Here is a 21,297-nt window from a genome sequence, read left to right on the forward strand (position 1 = left end):
AGCGCTGCCAGTCAATTCTTGGGGTTTGATTTGTCCTACGTCAAGTGACTGTAGAGCTATAGAAATAACAAAAAAAGAGGGTCACGGTGATTTGTACCGTGATCCTCTTTTGGGGATATAAAAAGTTTCAAAAAGCAGGAGATTAGCGCCGCCTCTTTGGAAGTTATTTGATCTTGTCCATAATCGAGAAGATCGGTAAGTACATCCCAACGATAATCGAACCCACCATGCCGCCTAAGACGACGATCATCAAGGGTTCCATTAAACTGGTCAGAGCTTTCACCGCCTCTTCGACTTCATTCTCATAAAAGTCAGCGACTTTCATCAGCATCTTATCGATTTCACCCGTTTCTTCGCCAATGCTAACCATTTGCAAAGCCATAACGGGAAAGACCTCAGTCTTTTCCATAGCAGGTGCAATTTGACCGCCTTCTCTAACTGCATTTCTGGCGGACTCGATCGCGTTAGAGATCACCAGATTTCCCGCCGTTTCAGCGGTAATTTCGAGGGATGCCAGAATAGGCACACCTGCCTTAGAAAGAGAGCCAAAGGTACGCGCAAATCTTGCCACAGCAGTTTTAACCACCAAGTCACCAAACAAAGGCAATTTCAAGAAAACGCCATCAAGGTAGAGCTTGCCCGCAGGGGTTGCATAAACGCGGTTGTAAACGAAGGTAATCGCAAAAAATAGGGCGGGAATGATAAATATCTTCTCACTCTTTAAAAAATTACTGATATTTACCAATATTTGGGTAAATGCAGGTAACTCACCGCCTAAGCTTTTAAATACACCATCAAATACAGGAATGATGAAAATACACATCGCTAAGAAGATGATCACGGCGATCGATGAAACTACGATCGGATAGGTCATCGCGGATTTAATTTGATTGGTGAGACGTGCGGAGTCTTCGAGCAATGTCGCCAGACGGGATAATACATCATCTAACACCCCACCAGCTTCCCCAGCCTGTACCATCGCGCAGTATAACTTATCAAACACCTTAGGATGCTTACGCAGAGCATCGGAAAAGTTGGTACCTTGCTGTACGTCATCGAGAACTTCCGTTAATGCTACCTTGAGAGTGGGATTGGAGCATTGGTCGCACATGACTCCCAAGCCTCGCACCATCGATACACCAGCATTGACCAAGGTTGCTAACTGTCGGGAAAATAGAGCTAAGTCTTTAACCGTTACCTTTTTCATGGTAAGGGCGGCAAAACTAAAGCCCCCCTTTACCTCTTTGATATCTTGAACTACAAATCCTTTTTGTCTCCAAGTATCGCGAGCCTCTTTGACCGATTCAGCAACCATTGTTTGCTGTACGGATTTACCTTTAGAATCTTTGAGATTCCCCTGAAACTTCGCCATGATTGCACCTCTTTAATAGGAATTATGGGTAGAAAATTGTCGTCTAGCCACTGATCGATCGCGATTTGATCATGTCTTGCGATCGCAGATCTCCCGTTGTTTTGCGTTTCATTACAGGGGCAGGATTGGGTCCCACTACGCGCAATAGTTCTTCAGGACGCGAAGTCTTGGACATGGCGGCTTCAAAGCTAATATCCCCATCCATGTATAACCTTGCTAATACCGATTCAAGGGTTTGCATGGATTCTTTCCCCCCAGTTTGGATAAAACCATACATCTGGGCAGTTTTACCCTCACGGATGAGGTTGGAAATAGCAGGTGTAACTACCATGATTTCCTGCGCCATTACCCGCCCAAACTGTCCTGGTTGGGGATTATGGCGGGGAACGAGAGTTTGGCTCAATACGGCGACGAGAGAGTTAGACAACTGGACGCGAATCTGCCCTTGTTGTTCTGGGGGAAATACATCCACCATGCGATCGACGGTTTGGGATGCAGAGCTAGTATGCAATGTACCAAATACGAGATGTCCTGTTTCAGCAGCCGAGACGGCTAGTTGAATGGTTTCTAGGTCACGCATTTCCCCAACGAGAATTACATCGGGATCTTCCCTTAATGCCGCTTTGAGGGCATTGGCAAAGGTTTTGGTATCTTCCCCAACCTGCCGTTGGTGGATCACGCTTTTTACGGATTCATAAACAAATTCGATGGGATCTTCAACGGTGAGAATATGCTCAGCGCGGGTTTTATTGATCGTTTGGATCATTGCCGCGAGGGTCGTTGTTTTTCCCGAACCTGTAGGACCCGTAACCAGAACTAGTCCGCGTGGTTTTTCGCTAAGTTCGCGGACGATCGGTGGCAAGTTCAGATCATCCATGTCGGGGATTTTCGATGAAAGCGCCCGCAGACAAGCTGCATAGGTGCCGCGATCTTTGTAAACATTGACACGAAACCTTGCCAATCCCTTGACTCCGTAGGAGCAGTCTAATTCCCAGCTTTGTTCGAGCGTTTTGCGTTGATTGTTGTTGAGCATCGCAAAAATTAAGCGCTGACATTCTTCAGGAGTGAGCGGATCGCGATCGGTACGGGTGAGATGCCCGTTGATACGAATATAAGGAGGAAGTCCTGCGGAAATGTGAAGGTCAGAACCCTTACGCTCTACGACCTCTTCCATCAAGTCTTCGATGATGTAGTCCATTACCATAGTGGGCGATTCTCCTGATCTAATCCTAATAAGTGCATGTTTCCCTATATATCCCCTAAAATCTGCCTTTGCATCAGATTTTAAAAACTAGAAAATTCCCATGCTTGAAGCCCCGTGCTTTGCAAATGTTTCGCAAATGCTTCACAAGTGCTTTACAAAAGGCTTCAAGCGCAGTTTTTTAGAAAGTTCTAGGCGTGGTGCAGTACGGACATTCAACGGTCTCGGGCGTGAGCATTGCGTCGCAATTATCACATTCCAATCCTTTGCCTCGACGGGCGCGTTCTTCGGCTTCTCGACCTTTATCGGTATAGACAACCCGCAGCACCTCATCTAAGGTGGTCGCGCCAGTTCTGACCAAGTCAAAAGCATAGGCCATCAAGGTTTTCATGCCTTCCTGTACAGCAATTTCCTTGATGACTTCAGTGGTTGCGCCTTTGTTAATCGCACTTTGCAAGCGCTCGGTCATTTTCATGATCTCGTATACACCTGCTCTGCCCTTGTACCCAGAGCCATTGCATTTTGGACAGACTCGTTGACCAGGAAGCATAGCTTCGCGATTGACGATGTTGGCACGGTAGAAGGTTTTCTCAAGGTCGCTACTGGGTAAACCGAAACGATCTAGTTCCTCTTGGGATGGGTTGTAGGGGATACGGCAGTTGTCGCACACTTTGCGAACGAGACGCTGGGCGAGTACACCGATAATGGCGGTACTTGCCATAAATGGCTCGACACCCATTTCTTCGAGACGGGCGATACAGCTAGGTGCATCATTGGTATGCAAGGTGGTCAGTACTAAGTGCCCCGTTAAAGCTGCCTCGATCGCTGTTTTGGCGGTCTCTGCATCGCGGGTTTCTCCGACGAGGATGACATCGGGATCTTGCCGTAAAAAAGCGCGGAGAATACTGGCAAAGGTCATCCCTTTTTCCCGCAGCACTTGGCATTGGGTCAATCCAGGTAAGTTATATTCAACGGGATCTTCGGCAGTACTAATGTTAATGCCAGGATCGTTACATTCCGCAAGGGTTGAATAGAGGGTAGTGGTTTTACCCGAACCTGTCGGTCCAGTTACGAGAATTAATCCATAGGGTCTTTGGGCAAAGCTTTGCATGAGGGCAAGGCTTTCGGGATCGCTGATCAATTTGTTGAGTCCGAGCTGGGTATTGGAGTTATCCAAAATCCGCAGACATACCTTTTCCCCGTTTTGGGTGGGGCAAGTATTGACGCGGAAGTCAACCCGCCGACCTTGGAAGTTTCGTTTGAGCTTACCGTCTTGGGGAACGCGTTTTTCGGCGATGTTCAGGTTGGAGATAATTTTGAAGCGAGAAATGACGGCGTTGATAATATTTTTCGGTAAGCGCTTATTTTCGCTGAGGAAGAAGTATTCGCGTAGTACGCCATCCTTCCGCAGACGGACGCAGAGATCCTTTTCCTGTGGTTCGATGTGAATGTCGGAACATCCTTCTTTAAGAGCTTTGACAAGAATTTTATCAACGAGGCTGATGATTGGGGCGGAATTTTCACCCCCAACCATTAGTTCATCGCCTTGATCGGTATCGGCAATATCTTCGCCAAAGACATCATCTTTGACCTGTAGATCTTCATCGCTGATCGCTCCTTCCGACTTGGCACTCTTATTGACTTGAAACTGCACGATATTGTCAAAGGTGCGATGAAAATCCTCACGGGCAATCACACGCTTAACGATTGTCATGTTTTTAATGAGACGCGCGATCTCATTTTGGACTTTATAGCTGTCAGGCGCAACTACGGCAAGTGTGATGCTGTTTTCTGTCTTAACTAGGGGCAGGATCTCGCAGTCTCGGCAGGTGGATATGGGGATGATATTGGAGTCAAGTAAAACACTGAGGTTACCAATATCAAATTTGTCAATTTCAACATCGGGATCGATCGGTTCGATGCCGTAAAGTACCCGTAATTCAAAAAGTTGTTGGCGTTTGTAATAGCGGGTAATGTCGGGGGCGAGTTGCTGCCCCAGAATTTGCTCTAGGACGTTGAGAAATGGCACATTTTGTTCTTGGCTATCTTTGACAGCGCGATCGAACTGGTCGGAGGTGGCATGTCCTGCTTGAATCAGTTTGCTCTCGAAGGGAGTTCGACCTCCCCGTTTGGCAAGAGCTTTGGTCTTATTTCTGCTTGCGGCGGTGGTTGGCGCTTGATCTGATGTATTCATAGCCCAAGATTTCCTAAGAGTTCATTACCCAATTGAGATTAAATCTTTGCGATCGCAAAGCAATGTAAGGCGATCATAGCTTTTTGCATAACTATATTGGGAAAAATAGCACAAGTGCTTCATAGTTTTACAAAAAATAGTTTTATCAGCTGAGTAGCTGAACATAATTAAAATCCAGATCTAAAACCTGCGGCGGACGCGCAGCCTGCGCCGCAGGTTTTAGGGTTTTATATTTAACGTTAGTTAGGACAAATCCCAACCGAAGAGATGATAGTGTCGGCGTGAAACGCCGACACTATCATCTCTTCGGTTTATTATTAAGGATATTTTGCCAAGAAATTTTCGGGTTTTGGGCGAGCAGTTGAGAAATCGCGATCGCGCCTTTTTGATTTAAATGGCTGGGGTCGGAGAAAAGCTCGGCTTGATTTTGAATTTGGTGTGAAAGGTCGAGATAGGTAAAACTTTCTCGCAGGGCAAGTTCTTGCATCCGCCCGTTAAAAGTTGCTTCATACCGCGTGCGAATGTTATCAAGATAGGTGGCATGGAGGGGCATATTCACGACGATAAGCTCGATATCATTGCGGCGGCAAAAATCAACGACATTGGCAAAAGCCTCGAATTGTGAACCCGTGGTATCAAAGTTGCGATAGTCGAGGTCGTAGTCTCCAGGAACTTGGGGGAACTTTTGGAAATAGGTGTTGGGGTCAAAGGTGACATCAAATGCCACAAAGCCTTTGGAGTCAAGCGCAGTAGCCGTACTGGGTAAAGTAGAAGCGATTAGGGCTTCGCTGTTGCTGAGCATATGGGTATTGCGATCGAATTTCTTCACTAGGGAAGTCCGAATTTCTTGCCTCTTGGGTAGGGTCGTGAATAGCGCATCAAGGGACTGGGAGATGGGGTTTAACGATTTGGCGATCGCCACATTTTGATTGGAGAGTGGCTCGGAGTTAAGTCCGCTAGCTTTGAGGCTTTCCTGCAATTGTTTATAGCCTGATGATGCGGTGATTTCGTCGTAGGTAATGTCACTGCGACTGCTATTAAAAGCCCGCAAACCATCTGCCCAAACGATCGCTCGCGGTAGTTGAGGACGCGCTAGGATTTGGGTGATTTGGAGGTTTACGACCTTGGCTGTTGCGCCATCAATACCAAGGTTGAAAACGCTGATATCTTTAAAGCCTCTATTGATTAAGGCTTTTTCTAAAACGTTGGGTTCGATACCGCGCAATGCTCTAGAGCTACCGACAATTAAAATATCTGGCGATCGCCGTTTGTTAGTAGTTTGCCAATCTAGCAACGCTAATTTCTCATTAAAAAGAGCAATATTAAAATTGAGGGCGGGTTTATTCGCAGTTTCTTTGGCAGGAGCGCTAGCCGGTCGATCGCCTTGGACATCGATCTTAGTATCGGCGATCGCAAATTTAATAGATGGATCGGGTGGTTCATAACGGCTGAGGGTACGATCAAGGGCGATCGTCAATCCCAAGCCAATCACAAAACTAGCAATACATGTCGGTAGAGACAACGTCTGTGGGGTCGTCTGTGGATTCGTCTGTGGGGTCGTTTGTCCCAGCCACTTCAATCCAAAGACCATCCGTCCGACTCCCATGAGCCGAGCATTTAGGCGATCGCTAAATGACGGATTCCTTGATTCCTCGTCACTAACCTCTTCTTGATCGGAGCTGTCGAGGGTGAGGCTATTATCTTCCTCAATTATTTCGAGTTGAGGATTTTGGGAGCCGATCGCCAGCAGATCGATTTCAAAGGACCAACTAGGTTTTTTTGTGCCAATGACTCGACTAGAAACTGTTACCGCTTGAAAATATTCGGCGGCACGAACCGCTCGCAAAGCATTGAGTACAGGCAAAGCCATCTCGGCTTGCAAAATATTAATCTTCGTTTCGCAGAGTAAGTTCAGACAGTTGTCTTGTAATAACAACTTTAATTTTGCTTGAGCGAGCTTGGGGGACTGTTGATCATGGCGGAAGGTGGCGAGCAGGTTCGCGATAATTTCCGTTGCCACGATCGCGCCATCGGAGATCGGCAAATCTAACCCCAAAGCCCAAGCATTGCCATGGAGTTTAAGGCGACGGATCCCTTCCGCAAATAGAACCGAACTTGCCAGATCTTGGGTGCTAGGAGCGATCGCCTCTAAGATCTGCGTGGCACAATTCACTTCGGGATCTTGGCTGTAAAGGTATAGGCAGTCACCTTTTTGCTTGGTATGGGAGAGTTCGATCCCCGCCAATTCTTCGGTTAGGATGCCATTGGTCTCATTTACTAGAGCAAGACTCTTTTCACTCAAGCGATTTTCACTCGAGCGATTTTCACTCGAGCGATTTTCACTCGAGCGATTTTCACTCGAGCGATTTTCACTCGAGCGATTTTCACTCGAGCGATCGTTTGCCGAGTGAAAATCGCTCGGCAAAGGATCATTTGCCGAGCGATCCTCAAGCGAACTGGGCAATTGCTCGGTATGGATGGCTACATTCGTTTCTGAGTCAGCGATCGCATCTATGCTGAGGGGCATTAGGGATCTATCTAGTGATTTAGCATCTAGTGATTTAGCATCTAGTGATTTAGCATCTAGTGGATTAGCATCTAAGGATGTTATGTCCATAGGTTATTGAAGGGATCGGCGGGATGAAAAATTTGCTACAAGGTTAGCATGGCGACTTCATAACCACACAAACTTACAAACAAATCACAGGCAAATTCCCATGAATGCTGAGTATATTCGGTGGCGATCGCAATTTATGCGCAAGCGGCTGCAAATTGTGACGGTGATGTCGTCGATTTGTATTTTCAGTTTTATGATTTGGCAGATGGTGGTCAGCCGCAAAGGTCAATCTCCCCTCAATACTCATATCAGCGTCGCCCTAGATTTGGGGATCGAGGCGCTCCTGATCGGTTCTTTTTGGCTGTTGCGATCGCCCTTTGCTAAAAATTTAATTTATCCCATCTTTTTATTTATTCCCCTTACGATCAACTTAACAACCCAAATTCATGTCTCCTTAACAGGTATTGAAACCCCTTTTTTCATTCCTTGGGTATTGGTTTTTGTAGCTCAGGTCACGATCGTCCCAGTATGTTGGCGACTCCATTTTGCAGTTCAGGCGATTACCGTAGGCAGCTACTTTCTGCTCGTTACCTTTTTGTTTGGCGATGGTGTGAGTGACATCTTTACAAGGTCGCCCTTATTAGTTGCAGGTAAGCTGGAGATGCCAATTTCCCTGATCTTTCTATTTGTTGGTTGGATCTGTGTAATGGGGGATTTATCTGTTTATCTATACGAGCAGCTACAGGAGCGGGAATTTATCGCTCGCAAGGAGCTAGAGGAGCAAAAAGAACGCTCAGAACGCCTTTTATTAAACATTTTGCCGCAATCTATTTCCGATCGCCTGAAGTTAGAATCCAATCTCATTGCCGATAATTTTCAGGATGTAAGCGTCCTGTTTGCCGATATCGTAGGCTTTACTGTATTTGCCGAAAAATTTCCCCCCGAAGAAGTAGTTACCTTTCTCAATCAAATTTTTTCCCGTTTTGATGTCCTTGCAGAGAGGTATGGCTTAGAGAAAATTAAGACGATCGGTGATGCTTATATGGCTGTAGCGGGTATCCCCTTTGCCCATAGAGATCACGCCCAAGCAAGCCTCGAAATGGCGATCGCCATGCAGTCAGAATTAGCGACTTTTAATCGCGAGTATCAACAAAATCTCAAAATTCGGATCGGGATTAGCTCAGGGCCAGTTGTCGCGGGGGTAATCGGGATCAAAAAATTTACCTACGATCTTTGGGGCGATACGGTGAATACGGCTAGTCGGATGGAATCACACGGGATTGCAGGCTGTATTCAGGTCTCCGAAACTACCTATCAATATCTGCGCGATCGCTATCATTTTGAAGTCCGCGATCGGGTAGAGATCAAGGGAAAAGGCGCAATGACTACCTACGTTTTAAGTAGCTAGGCGCAAATATAAACCCCCAAAGAGAGTTGCCGCGCGGAGCGCGGCAACTCTCTTTGTTTATGTCCTGATACAGTTGGCGGCAGCTATAAACACCAAACCCAGTCAGGTTTTGAGATTCCCAAAATGGCAACGCCATTTTGGGAATTGGTATAACAAGACTGGCGGCAGCTATAAAACACCATGGGTGATGGCGCGAAGCGCCATCACTCATCTTTGGTATATTTAGCGAACTTGGGCGTAGGGCATAATAACATTAGTATCTCTAAGTCATGATTCATCAAGTAAATAATGACCCTCCAAACCGATATCGACAACGCAGCCGCTCAGCTCAAGGGCAAAAGTCCTCAAGAAGTCCTCGCATGGGCTCTGGGTAACTATGAAAAAATCTCGCTTGCCTCTAGTTTTGGTGCAGAAGATGTCGCATTAATCGACATGATCGCCAAAATCAAACCCGATGCCCATGTATTTTCTCTTGATACGGGAAGATTAAATGGGGAAACCTACGAAGTAATCGCGAAGGTACAACAAAAATATCCTCAACTCCAATTGCGAATCATGTTTCCACAGGCTGAAGCCGTGGAGCAAATGGTCAGCACCAAAGGCATTAATTTGTTTTATGACAGTGTTGAGAGCCGCAAACAATGCTGTTATGTCCGTAAGGTCGAACCCCTCGGACGCGCTACGCAAGGGCTTGATGCATGGATTACAGGTTTGCGCCGCGATCAAACCGCTAATCGTTCGACCATGGAAACCGTTGAGCTAGATGGCGATCGCCAAATTGCGAAGATCAATCCGCTGATCGACTGGTCAAACGAACAGGTTTGGGAATATATCCATCAGAACGATGTTCCCTACAACGCTCTGCACGACCAAAATTTCCCCAGCATCGGTTGTGCTCCCTGCACCAGAGCGATCCAAGCAGGCGAAGATCTGCGTGCTGGTCGCTGGTGGTGGGAAATGAGCAACCAAGAATGCGGACTCCATGTTACTAGCGATGGTCGCTTAGTTCGCGCTAAGGGCTAAATGCTCACCCCGCAAGCTTCCCATCGATGGAAGGAAGTGCAGCAACTCGTGCTGCAAGAAGTGATCCTAAGAAACCATTTAAGAATTACTTTCTGCGGTCAAAAACTCTAAGAGATCCCCCTCAATCCCCCTTAAAAAGGGGGAAGAATTTAATTCTCCCCCCTTTTTAAGGGGGGCTGGGGGGATCTAGTGAAGTCTTAAATGGTTTCTCAAGTCTTTATATGTAGAGAGTTACGGTAATGCAATATCGCGATTGGTATTTTCGAGGCTGGCAATCGCGCTATGGATTTCGCCGAGCATTTAATGCCGATCCCACTAAGCCACCGATCCTCTTAATTCACGGATTTGGGGCGGCGATCGATCACTGGCGCAGCAATATTCCCGCATTGTCAGAAAGCTATACAGTATATGCCATCGACCTCTTAGGCTTTGGTGGCTCGGAGAAGCCCCCCATCAACTATTCGATCCATTTGTGGGTAGAGCAGGTTTTAGGGTTTTGGCAAAAATTTATTAAAGTCCCCATGACGATCGTGGGCAATTCCATCGGCGCTCTGGTGGCAGCGATCGCTGCCAGCCATCATCCTGAAATTGCTTCAGGGGTCGTGACCATTAGCTTGCCAGATATCGCTGCTTTTAACGCTATGGTTCCCAAGTTCTTGCAACCGATCGAACGAGCCGTGAAGGCGATCGTTTCGGCTATCCTTGTCAAACCGCTATTTCATTTGATCCGTCAGCCATGGATCATTCGCCTAATTCTCAAAGGAATCGTCTATAGCAATCGCCATCGCGTTGACGATCGCTTAGTAGAAATTATTGCTAAGCCTGCCCGCGATCGCCAAGCTGCCGAGGCTTTTCTCCGCCTCAATCGCAGTCTGAATCAACCCGATTATTCGCCCAGCTTGACCCAAGCCCTCACCCAACTGCAAGCCCCCCTATTAATTTTGTGGGGAAGTAGCGATCGGCTCATTCCGCCATCAGAAGGTAAGCGGCTAGTCCAATACGCACCAAATGCCACCCTCATATATTTAGAAGGACTGGGACATTGCGCCCATGATGACAATCCCGAGCGCGTAAATGCGGAAATTTTAAATTGGCTAGCAGCGTAAACCGCTCCGACCTCAAAAGATTAGTTGCGGCGCGAAGCGCCGCAACTAATCTTTTGGGGTTTATGTCCTCTACAAAACCTTCATGGCAATAAATATGGGCTACCATGCAATGGTAAGCGCCGAGACTCCCGTAAATAATTGGTAGCTGATTTAGTTCTAATAATTAAACAAGAAATTTAGGACTAATGGCGGGGTATTCTCTAGCCCAAAGATTATATAGAGCAGTCCTAAATTATTTATGGAAAAAATACATGGAAAAATAGGGCTTCGACCTCGCTCAGCCATCGTATCCCTCTGGCTGAGCGAGGTCGAAGCCTCTCTCAATTCATTGAGGATTGCTATAAGGATCTGGGCACAATTAAATATAAAACCCAAAAAGCTGTAGCGCACGCGCAGCGTGCGCTACAGCTTTTTGGGTTTTGATTATGTCCAGTCACTTAGGAGTCGCAACTTTTGGTAAATTCATAAGTCCTCTAGATCGTCTGAGACTTGCCGAGTTAGGAATGCAAATAGTTTTATAGGTTTTATGCAGATGCACCAAATAGTTATATCTCAGGCATATCAAACTATTGAGAAATTATGGCAACGAGCGCTCAGCGCCCCATCGGATATTGCCCTATTTATTAGCAATCTTGCCATTATCGAGCAAAAAATTCTCTATCCGCGCTATCAGCAATTTATTCAATCCTATCGACCCTTACTAAATCGTCCGACAGATGAAGAACAAAAAATTGTTCGCGACCTAGAACAGTATGGGATATCTGTCTCAACCTTAGAAGATTTGGCGATTCCTGATAGCGATCGCTTTTTTACCGCAGCTCAACATATCTCACAGGAACTCAAAGACAAGGCTCAGTTACCCCTTTACAGTGGCAAGCATACGTTAAATATCGATGCCGAGCAGATTATGCGCTATCCCGAACTGTTCTTATGGGGCGCAGATGCCAAAATTTTGAGAATCGTTGAGAACTACCTCAAATTGCCCGTTGCCTATGATGGTCTGTCCTATTACTACAGTCTTCCCGATTGTCGGGAAGCGGGACCCCGCAAATGGCATCGCGATAAAGAAGATTGGCAAATGATTAAAGTTGGGGTCTATATCAATGATGTCAATGCCGATGGCGGTCCTTTTGAATGCGTTACCCCTGAAGCCAATCACATCCTCAGTGAGCGACTGAGCGCTAAATCCCTGCGTCGGTACAAGACCGCCCTACACCATGAAGTTATCGAAATGTTACCGCCCCATCTCCAAGACAATTGGTATCAAAGCTGCGTGGGCAAAGCAGGTACGGTGATTTTTGTAGATACAGCCCGATATTACCATCGCGGTAAGCCCCCAACGAAATTCGAGCGCTCGGCTATCTTCTTTGGCTATTGCAGCCGCAAGCCCAAACATCCCTTTTTCTGTGGGCGATCGCCACTTTCGATGGCTCAATTGCAATATATGGCAAGCCTCTTGCCCGAAGATATTCGCGACTGTGTGACTTGGCGCGATCATTTAGAAGGGCTGAGCAAATGGATCCCCAAAAATCGCCTGAAGGTCTAGCCCCAACGGAAAACGGCGGAACCCCAGCTTAAGCCCGCGCCAAAACCCGCGATCGCAATTAGATGGTTGGGCTGAATTTTACCCGACTGCACCCATTCATCAAGGGCGATCGGAATCGATGCGGCGGAAGTATTGCCATATTTACCCATATTGCTGACCGCCTTAGCGGGATCGATGCCAAACCGATTGACTACGGCATCAATAATGCGTTGATTGGCTTGATGCAAAATCAGCCAATCGAGATCGTTAACCTCAAGCTGGGCATAATGCAGGGACTTTTCGATCACCTCAGGCACTTGGCGCACGGCAAACCGATAGACCTCTTGCCCGTTCATACTGATCGGTTCAAAGGTACTGCGTCCCAAATAATTAATATTGAGAAATTCATTACCCTTGCCATCGCTCCGCATCTCAAAGCCGAGCAGGTTATTTTCGGGTTTATTTTGGCTGCTCGCTTGCAACAAAACTGCCCCCGCCCCATCGCCAAATAAAATACAAGTGCGGCGATCTTGCCAGTCCACCCACCGAGAGAGCACATCCGCCCCAATGAGTAAAATGTTTTTGTAAGTCCCTGTATGAATATATTGGGATGCGGTGACTAAGCCGAAGACAAAGCCTGAACAGGCGGCGACCAGATCGAAGGCGACCGCACGCTCAGCACCTAAAAGCTTTTGGACTCGTCCTGCTGTACCGAATAAATCATCACTGGTCGAGGTTGACAAAATAATCAGGTCAATATCCTGTGGGGTCAGTCCTGCGGCGGCGATCGCCTTTTGACCAGCTTTCGAGGCAAGACTTGCGACCGAATCCTCCTCTCCATCGGCAATATGCCTTTCTCGGATGCCCGTGCGCGAGCTAATCCACTCGTCGTTAGTGTCCACCATCTGCGCGAGGTCGTGATTAGTAAGTACGCGATCGGGAACGGCAGAACCGCTACCAATAAAACGGACTCCAAGGAGAGAAGATGCAGTATTAGTCATGTGCTGTATTCGATCTGAATGGCTGGATAAAGTTTTTTACGTTTTACCCATAGGGTAAAACGTAAACGATATGAAGGATGAGCATTAAGTCGGAGGATCATCAGGTGTATCGTCAGCAGGGATAGATACCTTGGGCTTGATTTGACCGCGAATGCGATCTAGCACTCCATGATCAACGGCATCCTTAGCAACGCGGATAGCATTACGAATACTGATGGCGTTGGAACTGCCGTGACTAATCACGCAAATACCCGCGACACCGAGGAGTAATGCACCGCCATATTCATCAGCATCAATGCGCTCTTTTACCTTTTTGAGATTGGGCTTCAAGATTAAGGCTCCAAGCTTGCCGCGCCAACCCTTGGGTAGTTCTTCCTTCAGGATCTGCATTACGGCATTACCGACACCCTCGGCAAACTTCAGGACGATATTGCCTGCAAAGCCGTCACAGACGATGACATCAAACTGCCCCTTCAGAATATCCCGTCCTTCCGCATTACCCGCAAAGGTAATTTGGGGGTTATCTTGCAAGGCTTGGTGAACGCGAATGGCGAGTTCGTTACCCTTACAGGCTTCTTCACCAATATTAAGCAAGCCGACCTTAGGCTCTTGGATGCCGATCGCATATTTGCTGTAAAGCGATCCCATGATCGCAAACTGCTCTAAAAATTTGGGACGACAGTCCACATTTGCGCCGACATCAAGCAGCAATACAGGTTTATGGGCTACCTGTGTGGGAAACAACGCCCCGATCGCAGGTCGATCGACACCCGGTAATCGCCCCAAACGCAACAGAGCCGCAGCCATAGCCGCTCCAGAATGTCCCGCCGACACCACGGCATCAGCCTGCTTGCGCTTGACTAAGTTCATGGCAACGGCGATCGAAGAATTGGGCTTGCGGCGCAGTCCCTCAAGGGGTTCATCATCCATTTCGATGATGCCCTCCGATGGCACGATCTCTAGGCGATCGCTTTCTTGATAGTTATGTTGCTTGAGGTAATTAGCGAGAATATCGCGATCGCCCACTAGCGCTATGTCTACATTTAACTGAGTCTGAGCTAATATGGCTCCTTCTATTACTTCGCGTGGGGCAAAGTCCCCACCCATCGCATCTACGGCAATTCTCACTATTTGCGATCCTGTCTGAGTTTTATGAATAAAACTGTAAAGAATTTTATTAAACCTTGCAAAAATTTTAACAGTTTGAGTAACTTAACCTATCGGCATTGCTCAAATTATTTGAAATCAAATGCGAGAAAACAAAAAAGGCAACGTTGCGATGCTAATTAATCGTCAGTTTAAGTTTTTAGCGCTCTCACTAATATCCGCAATTCTGATTTTGGTTAGTTGCCAGTCCAATCTCGCTAGCTCGTCTAATAGCTCGTTTAATAAGGGGGGAATCGGGTCAGACGGCAGTAAAAATATACCATCGACATCGCTTCCAGCCGAATCGATCAAAGCCGATCTGGGATTTCGTCCAGCTACCAATGGCTTCAGTTTCGAGAATTATGGCAAGGACAGTAGCATTAAAAATCTCTCTCCATCTGAAATGCAAAGGATGTTTGGCAATAGTATTTGTGCTACTCAAGGAGAGTCTTGTATCCTCACACCCCCAGCCCAGCAGTGGATGGAAGAAGTTAATAAATCCATGAATGGCGGACATTGTGAGGGAATGGCGGCACTTAGTCTGATTTTATATGCCGATAAGGAGAAGGCAAGTGGATTTGGTAACATCCCAGATTTATCTTTACAGGGAAATGAAAAACTTCAGCATGAGATTGCCTATTGGTTTGCCACTCAATACGTGCCTCCAACTGCCACCAGCGAGATCAAAGGCAAAGCTCCATCGGAAATCCTCGATACCCTTCTCGCTTCGATGAAACCGAATGCGCGTATTGATGAAACCTATACAATGGGGATCTATCAACTTGGCTTTAAAGGAGGACATGCGATTACGCCCTATGCCGTTGGAGATTTAGGTGATGGTAAATATGTGGTGATGGTCTATGACAATAACCATCCCAAAATAGAGCGCAGAATCGAGATCGATCGCAATGCCAATACTTGGAAATATAACGCTGCTACCAATCCCGATGAGCCTGAATCACAGTATATGGGGGATGCGGAAACTAAAACGCTCACCCTAACACCCACTCCGCCCCGCTACGAGCGTCAAGTTTGTAATTTCTGTGGTTTGGACGAACAGACCTCTGCAAATAGCTCTGACAAAACGGCTGCTAAAGGAAATACAAATGGGAATGCAAATGGGAATGCCTCACCGAAATTTAATCAGATTTTCCTCGAAGGTGATGCAGATCTATTGATTACCAATGGCGATCAGAAAATTGGTTATGAGAATGGAAAATTTGTGAATTCTTTTTCAGGAGCCACCTTCACTCCTATCAAGAGTAGCGAACTCTGGAAAGATGATGAGGAGCCGATCTACAATATCCCAACTAGCGTGCCCTTTACGATGACCTTGCAAGGCAACAAAAAAAGTGATGGTAAGGAGCTCACCGATGTAGCTATGATTGGACCAAGCTACGATCTCGGTTTGTCAGGCATTAAAGTATTGTCAGGTCAAAAAGATGTAATTCAATTTGATGCCAGCGGGTATAGTCTCTCCTATCAACCTAGTAATTCCGAGGCTCCCAACATTTTCTTTGGCATCTCAACTAAAAATGATGACTATGAGTTTGAATTAGATGGAGTCGAGATCGATGCGGGTGGGACTATCAGTGCTAATCTCGATACCGCTAAAGGTCGCCTCGGCATCAAGATTGCCAATACCAAACATAAAGCTATCTTCAATTTGTTGATTGGTCGTATTGATGATAAGACTGAGCAAAAGTTTGAAGGAGAAGATCTAGATCTGGCTTCAGGTGATACTTTGTATTTGGATTATGCCAAGTGGACAGGTAATGGAGCCAAGCTCACGATCGAGCTTGATAAGGGCAGTGATGGTACGATCGATGATACCGCTACCCTCGAAGATAAAAAGAAGTAAAGTTATAGCTACAGTCATTTGACTGAGGACAAATCAAACGCCAAGAATTGACTGGCATTTATGTCCTATTGCACTTGGCGGCATTATATTACCTACACCAGAAAAAGAAAGGGGCTATGCAGCCCCTTTCTTTTTCTGGTATTTTTCTTTTTATTGTTGTGGGGAGTTGACGGCTTTACTCGCATCGCGATCTACTGGCAAGATCAATGGTGTGCCTTGACCATTACCAATAATGACGATTTTAGAATTGGGGGATGTCGATAATTTCTCCGTTGCTTCGATCTCGCGTAATTGTAAAACTGAGGGTGTCAGCCCCTCCGATAATATTTTCTGAGCATCAGCTCGTCCTTTAGCTTCGATCCGCTTGCGATCGGCTTCTTGGGTTTCTTTTTCAAGGACAAATTTCATTTGTAAATTTTCCTGCTCGGCTTTTAATCTTTGCTGGATTGCCGCCTGTAGGGTTTCAGGTACTTTCACATTACGTAAGAGGGCTTCATCGACGATAAAGCCGAGGGGAGCTAGTTGCGATCGCAATTTGTCGGCAAGCTTGAGGCTAATTTCTTCGCGTCTAGTCGCATATACGGCTTCGGCGGGATATCCAGAGACAATTTCACGCGAAATTGAGCGGAATCTTGAAATTAAGATTTCTCGTTCTTCGAGCCCAATATTTTGATAAATACTGCCTGCTTTGGTGGGATCGATATGGTATTGCAAACTGATATCGATCGCTAGGGATAAGCCTTCTTTGGATGTGGCGGAAATTTCCTCTTTAACATCCCGTAATCGAGTGGAGAACTGTACTACCTCGGCAAAGGGATTAATAGTATGGATGCCTGCGGGGAGGGTGCGATCGCTAACTTTGCCCTGAAAGTCTTCTACACCAACATTTCCTGCGGGGATGACGATGATGAGACGGGTTGCCGCATTGACTAAGGAAAATAAAGCAATTAAACCTGCAATCGCTCTGATGACTAACTGGGCGATGCGATTATCGACGAGGCGTTTACTGTTAAAAAACACTAAGACGGAAACTAATGAAGCGATCGCTGAAATGATAAATGACATCGATATATCCCTAAACTGGCTGAGCTATTTAATGACGATTGTCATGGATAAGTAAGTGGGCTTAATTAAATATAAAACCCTAAAACCTGTGGCGCACGCTGCGCGTGCGCCACAGGTTTTAGATCTGGATTTTAATTATGCTCTGAGGTACTTATTACCCATGCGATCGCTGCTGTACTTTATAAGTTAATTCGCTAGGGTTAAGAATTAATTAAAGAAATTGCTATCCCCATGCTTAGAACAAAGCAAAACCCCAAAGATAGGTGGCGGTGCTTCGCACCGCCACCTATCTTTGGGGTTTTATATCCTAAGCAAAGCTGACATTGCGATAGTCCTGAATAAGTAATGAAGTAACGCGCTTAGCGCGTTACTTCATTACCGCACACAACTTCTATCTAAAGGGCATCGAATAGAGCAATCCCCCCTGCTTCCATTGGCGATTTAAACCGCGTGGAATATCTAGGGGTGTAATATTACGGCTGTAAATATCATTATAATTTCCGACCTGTTTTAGGATTTGGGTCGTCCAGTCTGGGGCAAGCCCCAACTCAATGCCAAGGGAATCTGATGTACCAAGGAATCTGGAGACTTCAGGATTTTTCGTGTCTTTAAAGATATTGTAGTTATCCATATTTATCCCCAACTCTTCGGCATAGAAAGTGGCATAAATTACCCATGTCACCACATCGCGCCAGCGATCGTCATTACCAACTAAGGCGGGGCTGAGCGGTTCTTTGGATAAACTCAAATCAAGGATTTTGTGATCGGCAGGACGGGGCAGTTTGCTCCGCCATGAGGCAAGTTGGGATTTTTCAGAAGAGATGGCATCACAGTCTCCTTTGGTATAGGCATTTAAAACGCTATCCAGATCGGGTAAAACCATAGCTTCGATCGCAATATTGGCTTCCTTAAAGGTTGATTCCAGATTTGCGGCGTTAATTCCCGTTTCTACGCAGATTTTTTTGTCAGTCAGTTCTTTGAGCGCGATCGCTGATTCATCACTGGCTTTAGAGAGCGGTTTATCTGATTTACTATCCTTATCTGATTTACCATCCTTATCAGGGCGATCGGGACGACTCTCAGGGGCGGAACTGGGCGACGCGCTAGGACTAGCGGAACTGCTGGGAGAACTGCTGCTAGGACTAGGGCTAGCACTGGGCGAGCTGTTGGGCGAATTGGGTTTTGCCCCGATTCTGAGCATCACTCCCTGCCCGTCAAAGAAGGTCGTAGGGGCAAAGGAGATGTTTGGAGTGACATCACGGGTTAAGGTGCGTGTAGTATTCCGCATAAGGATATCGATTTCACCATTTTGGATTGCGGTAAACCGATCCTTGGCAAGCAATGGTTTAAATTCGACGGCTCTGGCATCCCCCAAAACGGCAGCGGCGATCGCTCGGCAATAATCTACATCTAAGCCGCTCCACAAGCCTTTATCATCGACATAGCTAAATCCTGACAGCTTTCCATTTACGCCACATAACAGTTTGCCGCGAGCCTTTACCCTTTCTAAAACCCCCTCTTTATCCTTATTAGTTGCCGCCGCCGTGGCAGTAGCCGTTGGGGTGACTGTAGGAGCTATTTTGGGTTGTTCTTGACATCCTGATAGCAGGACAAAGGTTAAGCTTGTCACCAAGCCCCATTGTCTGAAAGTTACTTTGGTCGCTGGGAGGGCTTTTTCTTTTAAAAGGACAGCAGTTTTGGTTAAATGCTTGGGCATTAAGCTCATGGGTTTAATGATTACTAGCGCGATCTCGCGATCTATGGTCTATATGGTCTATTTGAAGCTTACATTGATTCCATCAAATTATTTTCGATGCATCGAGTCTGGAGTCAAAAAAACGAAAAAATTCATGTTTTTTGTAAATTTTAAAATTCGCTTAGCCAGTTTTGATTAGCTCTTGTACCCAAAATACTGCGGTAGCACTGAGAATAGCGATCGCCCATTCAATTCCACTGAGGGGGATTGTTGCCATCAGATCGCTAAACCACGGAAACTGCACGAAAACGATTTGGCAGATAGATACAAAGGAAATGCTAAGGAGAAGCGGCAAATTGCCAAACACACTACGACGGGCGATCGCACAAGCATGGAAAATTTGGCTAAAGCCAAGGGTGATAAAAGCCATCGATCGCGCTTCTGAAAATAATGCCGCTTGACCTTGGTATTTCAACCAAAAGACAGCGGAAATAGCGGTGATCGTAGCGGTAACGGCTAGCAAGATCCGCAGATAATTGCTAGGGCGCAACATGGTTTGGAAACGATAGGCGGGCTGTAATAGGAGGTTTTCGTGGGTGGGTTCGAGGATGAGCGGAAATGCAACGAGAGGTGTAGCGATCGCGCCGACCCAGATTAATTGCAATGGCGGGATAGAAAATCCTGCGGCGGTATCCATGAGGGTCAGAATCGCTAAGGTAAAGGAGCTAGAGGCAGTCAAGAGGGCGATGCGTTGCAAGCGATCAAAAATAGCGCGTCCTTCGAGAATAGCGATCGGCAAATAATGGAAGTCTTCTTTGGGCAAAATTAGCCCCGCACTATCCTGTAATTCTTTACAACAGGTGCGATCGCAAATGCCGACATCGGCTGTTCTTAATAAAGGAATATCCTCCACATCATTGCCAATGACAGCGACCGCTTGAGCCGATTTTAGACGCTCACCTTGCCATTGGCGAATCCGTTCTTGAGGAGCCTCAAAATAGCTATGGGTTTCTATGCCAATTACACGACTAAAGGCTTCCGCATCATCTTCGGAAGCACGGATTAATCCGCGCCACTCAATGCCTGCGCGACTCAAATTATCGAAACTCAGCACCACATCTGACTCGACAATTGGCACAATTTTGGTCACTCTGGCGATCGCATCTAATGTCGAAGGAAATCTTGCCCATATCCGCTGTTTGGCAAGATCTCGCATTCCAAATAATTGCACTTGAGTGGCGATGCGTAGTAGATTCTGGGGATAGGTGCTGACAATGAGTGCCGCAGCAGTCATCGCATTGATCGTAATGCTCCTTTGCCATGCAAAGCCGATCGCAGTTGTCGTCACTAATAGCAGCAATCCAATCCAAACTTGACGTAGTTGGCGCAATTCCGAATGCATAACCGAAAATGGCTTTTCCTTAATCAAGGCTGCCTGTTCCTGAGTAAAGCGACTAGTCGCAATGACAATTCCCTTGGCGGTTCCTGAGGAAACTTCCGTTCCTGCATAGATCATATTGCTACATTCGAGGGGTGGCGTTTTCTCCTCAAAGGTCAAATCGGCTTGCTTGGTACAAATTGCCTCGCCGCCCAAATTCGTTTGATTTATGCGTAAATCCTCGGATGTCTCTAGGACTCGCAGATCGACATTGGGGCGATCGCCTTCCTTCAATACCAATATATCCCCAAGTACTAAATCCCTCGATGGTATTTCCATTTCTTCGCGATCGCGCAATACAATTACGGAATTAGAAGGCGTATGTTGGCGGCGTTGAAGGCGATCGCGACTGACTTTCTCTCTAGTTTTAATTGACCATAGGGCGATCGCCACTCCAATCACTCCATGCAATCCCCCTACCAAAATTAATGCCCATCCCTCAGCACCATTCCACTGCAAAAAAATGGCTGCGCTCAACAGTATATAGGTCAAGGGATCGAGAAAAGGTTGTAACAGAACCTTGCCAATCGGACGCGATCGCGGTAATTTGTTGGCTCCTAAAAACCGCAACCTTTGCCGAGCATTCACGTAGGATAACCCTTCTGCCGAGGATTCCAAAGTTGCCAATACTCGATCTACATCCATGTAGTGCCAAGGTTTCTGGAGATCCGACAGAAAGTCAAATTTGGTCATAGTTTGATTTT

15 protein-coding genes are annotated in these 21,297 nt (G+C 46.5%); 6 read left to right on the forward strand and 9 right to left on the reverse strand.

Translation table 11 applies throughout. The features are described from left to right. Positions 1-163: 163 nt before the first annotated feature. The 4 genes from PseudUWO310_RS06925 to PseudUWO310_RS23575 form a co-directional block, all read right to left on the reverse strand. On the reverse strand, positions 164-1,372 hold the full coding sequence (locus PseudUWO310_RS06925; RefSeq protein ID WP_142599997.1) for a type II secretion system F family protein: 1,209 nt from the start codon (positions 1,370-1,372) through the stop codon (positions 164-166). Positions 1,373-1,415: 43 nt separating this feature from the next. After that, the gene (locus PseudUWO310_RS06930; RefSeq protein ID WP_040690013.1) at positions 1,416-2,570 is read right to left on the reverse strand and encodes a type IV pilus twitching motility protein PilT; all 1,155 of its coding nucleotides are present in this window, start codon (positions 2,568-2,570) and stop codon (positions 1,416-1,418) included. Positions 2,571-2,754: 184 nt separating this feature from the next. Beyond that, positions 2,755-4,767 carry a GspE/PulE family protein gene (locus tag PseudUWO310_RS06935; RefSeq protein ID WP_142599998.1) on the reverse strand — a complete coding sequence of 671 codons (2,013 nt, stop codon included), beginning with the start codon at positions 4,765-4,767 and terminating at the stop codon, positions 2,755-2,757. Between the two features lie 298 nt (positions 4,768-5,065). Then, complete coding sequence (locus PseudUWO310_RS23575) at positions 5,066-6,637, reverse strand: D-alanyl-lipoteichoic acid biosynthesis protein DltD (protein ID WP_411729017.1); 1,572 nt, start codon at positions 6,635-6,637, stop codon at positions 5,066-5,068. A gap of 465 nt (positions 6,638-7,102) precedes the next feature. On the opposite strand from PseudUWO310_RS23575, the gene PseudUWO310_RS23890 reads away from it, so the two are divergent. From PseudUWO310_RS23890 to PseudUWO310_RS06960, 5 genes are all read left to right on the forward strand, one after another. After that, a complete protein-coding gene (locus tag PseudUWO310_RS23890) occupies positions 7,103-7,264 on the forward strand; it encodes a hypothetical protein (protein WP_411729018.1) in 162 nt (53 codons plus the stop codon). Between the two features lie 220 nt (positions 7,265-7,484). Further along, positions 7,485-8,732: an adenylate/guanylate cyclase domain-containing protein gene (locus PseudUWO310_RS06945; protein ID WP_142600000.1), complete on the forward strand. Its 1,248-nt coding sequence runs from the start codon at positions 7,485-7,487 to the stop codon at positions 8,730-8,732. A gap of 288 nt (positions 8,733-9,020) precedes the next feature. Next, positions 9,021-9,755, forward strand: a complete 735-nt coding sequence (locus PseudUWO310_RS06950) for a phosphoadenylyl-sulfate reductase (protein ID WP_142600001.1) — start codon at positions 9,021-9,023, stop codon at positions 9,753-9,755. 239 nt (positions 9,756-9,994) lie between these two features. After that, the gene (locus PseudUWO310_RS06955) at positions 9,995-10,861 is read left to right on the forward strand and encodes an alpha/beta fold hydrolase (RefSeq protein ID WP_142600002.1); all 867 of its coding nucleotides are present in this window, start codon (positions 9,995-9,997) and stop codon (positions 10,859-10,861) included. A 532-nt stretch (positions 10,862-11,393) separates the two neighbouring features. Then, positions 11,394-12,407, forward strand: a complete 1,014-nt coding sequence (locus PseudUWO310_RS06960) for a hypothetical protein (RefSeq protein ID WP_142600003.1) — start codon at positions 11,394-11,396, stop codon at positions 12,405-12,407. Here PseudUWO310_RS06960 and PseudUWO310_RS06965 read toward each other — a convergent pair. Both PseudUWO310_RS06965 and plsX read right to left on the reverse strand, forming a co-directional pair. Continuing rightward, the gene (locus PseudUWO310_RS06965; protein ID WP_142600004.1) at positions 12,404-13,387 is read right to left on the reverse strand and encodes a beta-ketoacyl-ACP synthase III; all 984 of its coding nucleotides are present in this window, start codon (positions 13,385-13,387) and stop codon (positions 12,404-12,406) included. The two genes, PseudUWO310_RS06960 and PseudUWO310_RS06965, sit on opposite strands and share 4 nt — an antisense overlap. A gap of 84 nt (positions 13,388-13,471) precedes the next feature. Beyond that, positions 13,472-14,515, reverse strand: a complete 1,044-nt coding sequence (gene plsX / locus PseudUWO310_RS06970) for a phosphate acyltransferase PlsX (RefSeq protein WP_009626307.1) — start codon at positions 14,513-14,515, stop codon at positions 13,472-13,474. Between the two features lie 121 nt (positions 14,516-14,636). Here plsX and PseudUWO310_RS06975 point away from each other — a divergent pair, with 121 nt between their 5' ends. Continuing rightward, entirely contained in the window at positions 14,637-16,394 is a 1,758-nt protein-coding gene (locus PseudUWO310_RS06975; RefSeq protein WP_142600005.1) for a hypothetical protein, read from the forward strand. A gap of 150 nt (positions 16,395-16,544) precedes the next feature. Here PseudUWO310_RS06975 and PseudUWO310_RS06980 read toward each other — a convergent pair whose 3' ends face one another. The 3 genes from PseudUWO310_RS06980 to PseudUWO310_RS06990 form a co-directional block, all read right to left on the reverse strand. Continuing rightward, positions 16,545-17,459, reverse strand: a complete 915-nt coding sequence (locus PseudUWO310_RS06980; protein WP_142600006.1) for a prohibitin family protein — start codon at positions 17,457-17,459, stop codon at positions 16,545-16,547. A gap of 391 nt (positions 17,460-17,850) precedes the next feature. After that, the gene (locus tag PseudUWO310_RS06985) at positions 17,851-19,185 is read right to left on the reverse strand and encodes an amino acid ABC transporter substrate-binding protein (RefSeq protein WP_142600007.1); all 1,335 of its coding nucleotides are present in this window, start codon (positions 19,183-19,185) and stop codon (positions 17,851-17,853) included. Between the two features lie 151 nt (positions 19,186-19,336). Next, a complete protein-coding gene (locus tag PseudUWO310_RS06990; RefSeq protein ID WP_142600008.1) occupies positions 19,337-21,286 on the reverse strand; it encodes a cation transporting ATPase C-terminal domain-containing protein in 1,950 nt (649 codons plus the stop codon). Positions 21,287-21,297: the final 11 nt, after the last annotated feature.

It is taken from the genome of Pseudanabaena sp. UWO310 (assembly GCF_006861605.1).
Taxonomy (GTDB): domain Bacteria; phylum Cyanobacteriota; class Cyanobacteriia; order Pseudanabaenales; family Pseudanabaenaceae; genus Pseudanabaena.

Excerpts from the sequence above, each read along its gene's own strand:
- PseudUWO310_RS06925 (WP_142599997.1), bottom strand. The coding sequence starts at position 1,372 with ATGGCGAAGTTTCAGGGGAATCTCAAAGATTCTAAAGGTAAATCCGTA.
- PseudUWO310_RS06930 (WP_040690013.1), bottom strand. The coding sequence starts at position 2,570 with ATGGACTACATCATCGAAGACTTGATGGAAGAGGTCGTAGAGCGTAAG.
- PseudUWO310_RS06935 (WP_142599998.1), bottom strand. The coding sequence starts at position 4,767 with ATGAATACATCAGATCAAGCGCCAACCACCGCCGCAAGCAGAAATAAG.
- PseudUWO310_RS23575 (WP_411729017.1), bottom strand. The coding sequence starts at position 6,637 with ATGGCTTTGCCTGTACTCAATGCTTTGCGAGCGGTTCGTGCCGCCGAA.
- PseudUWO310_RS06945 (WP_142600000.1), top strand. The coding sequence starts at position 7,485 with ATGAATGCTGAGTATATTCGGTGGCGATCGCAATTTATGCGCAAGCGG.
- PseudUWO310_RS06950 (WP_142600001.1), top strand. The coding sequence starts at position 9,021 with ATGACCCTCCAAACCGATATCGACAACGCAGCCGCTCAGCTCAAGGGC.
- PseudUWO310_RS06955 (WP_142600002.1), top strand. The coding sequence starts at position 9,995 with ATGCAATATCGCGATTGGTATTTTCGAGGCTGGCAATCGCGCTATGGA.
- PseudUWO310_RS06960 (WP_142600003.1), top strand. The coding sequence starts at position 11,394 with ATGCACCAAATAGTTATATCTCAGGCATATCAAACTATTGAGAAATTA.
- PseudUWO310_RS06965 (WP_142600004.1), bottom strand. The coding sequence starts at position 13,387 with ATGACTAATACTGCATCTTCTCTCCTTGGAGTCCGTTTTATTGGTAGC.
- PseudUWO310_RS06975 (WP_142600005.1), top strand. The coding sequence starts at position 14,637 with ATGCGAGAAAACAAAAAAGGCAACGTTGCGATGCTAATTAATCGTCAG.
- PseudUWO310_RS06980 (WP_142600006.1), bottom strand. The coding sequence starts at position 17,459 with ATGTCATTTATCATTTCAGCGATCGCTTCATTAGTTTCCGTCTTAGTG.
- PseudUWO310_RS06985 (WP_142600007.1), bottom strand. The coding sequence starts at position 19,185 with ATGAGCTTAATGCCCAAGCATTTAACCAAAACTGCTGTCCTTTTAAAA.
- PseudUWO310_RS06990 (WP_142600008.1), bottom strand. The coding sequence starts at position 21,286 with ATGACCAAATTTGACTTTCTGTCGGATCTCCAGAAACCTTGGCACTAC.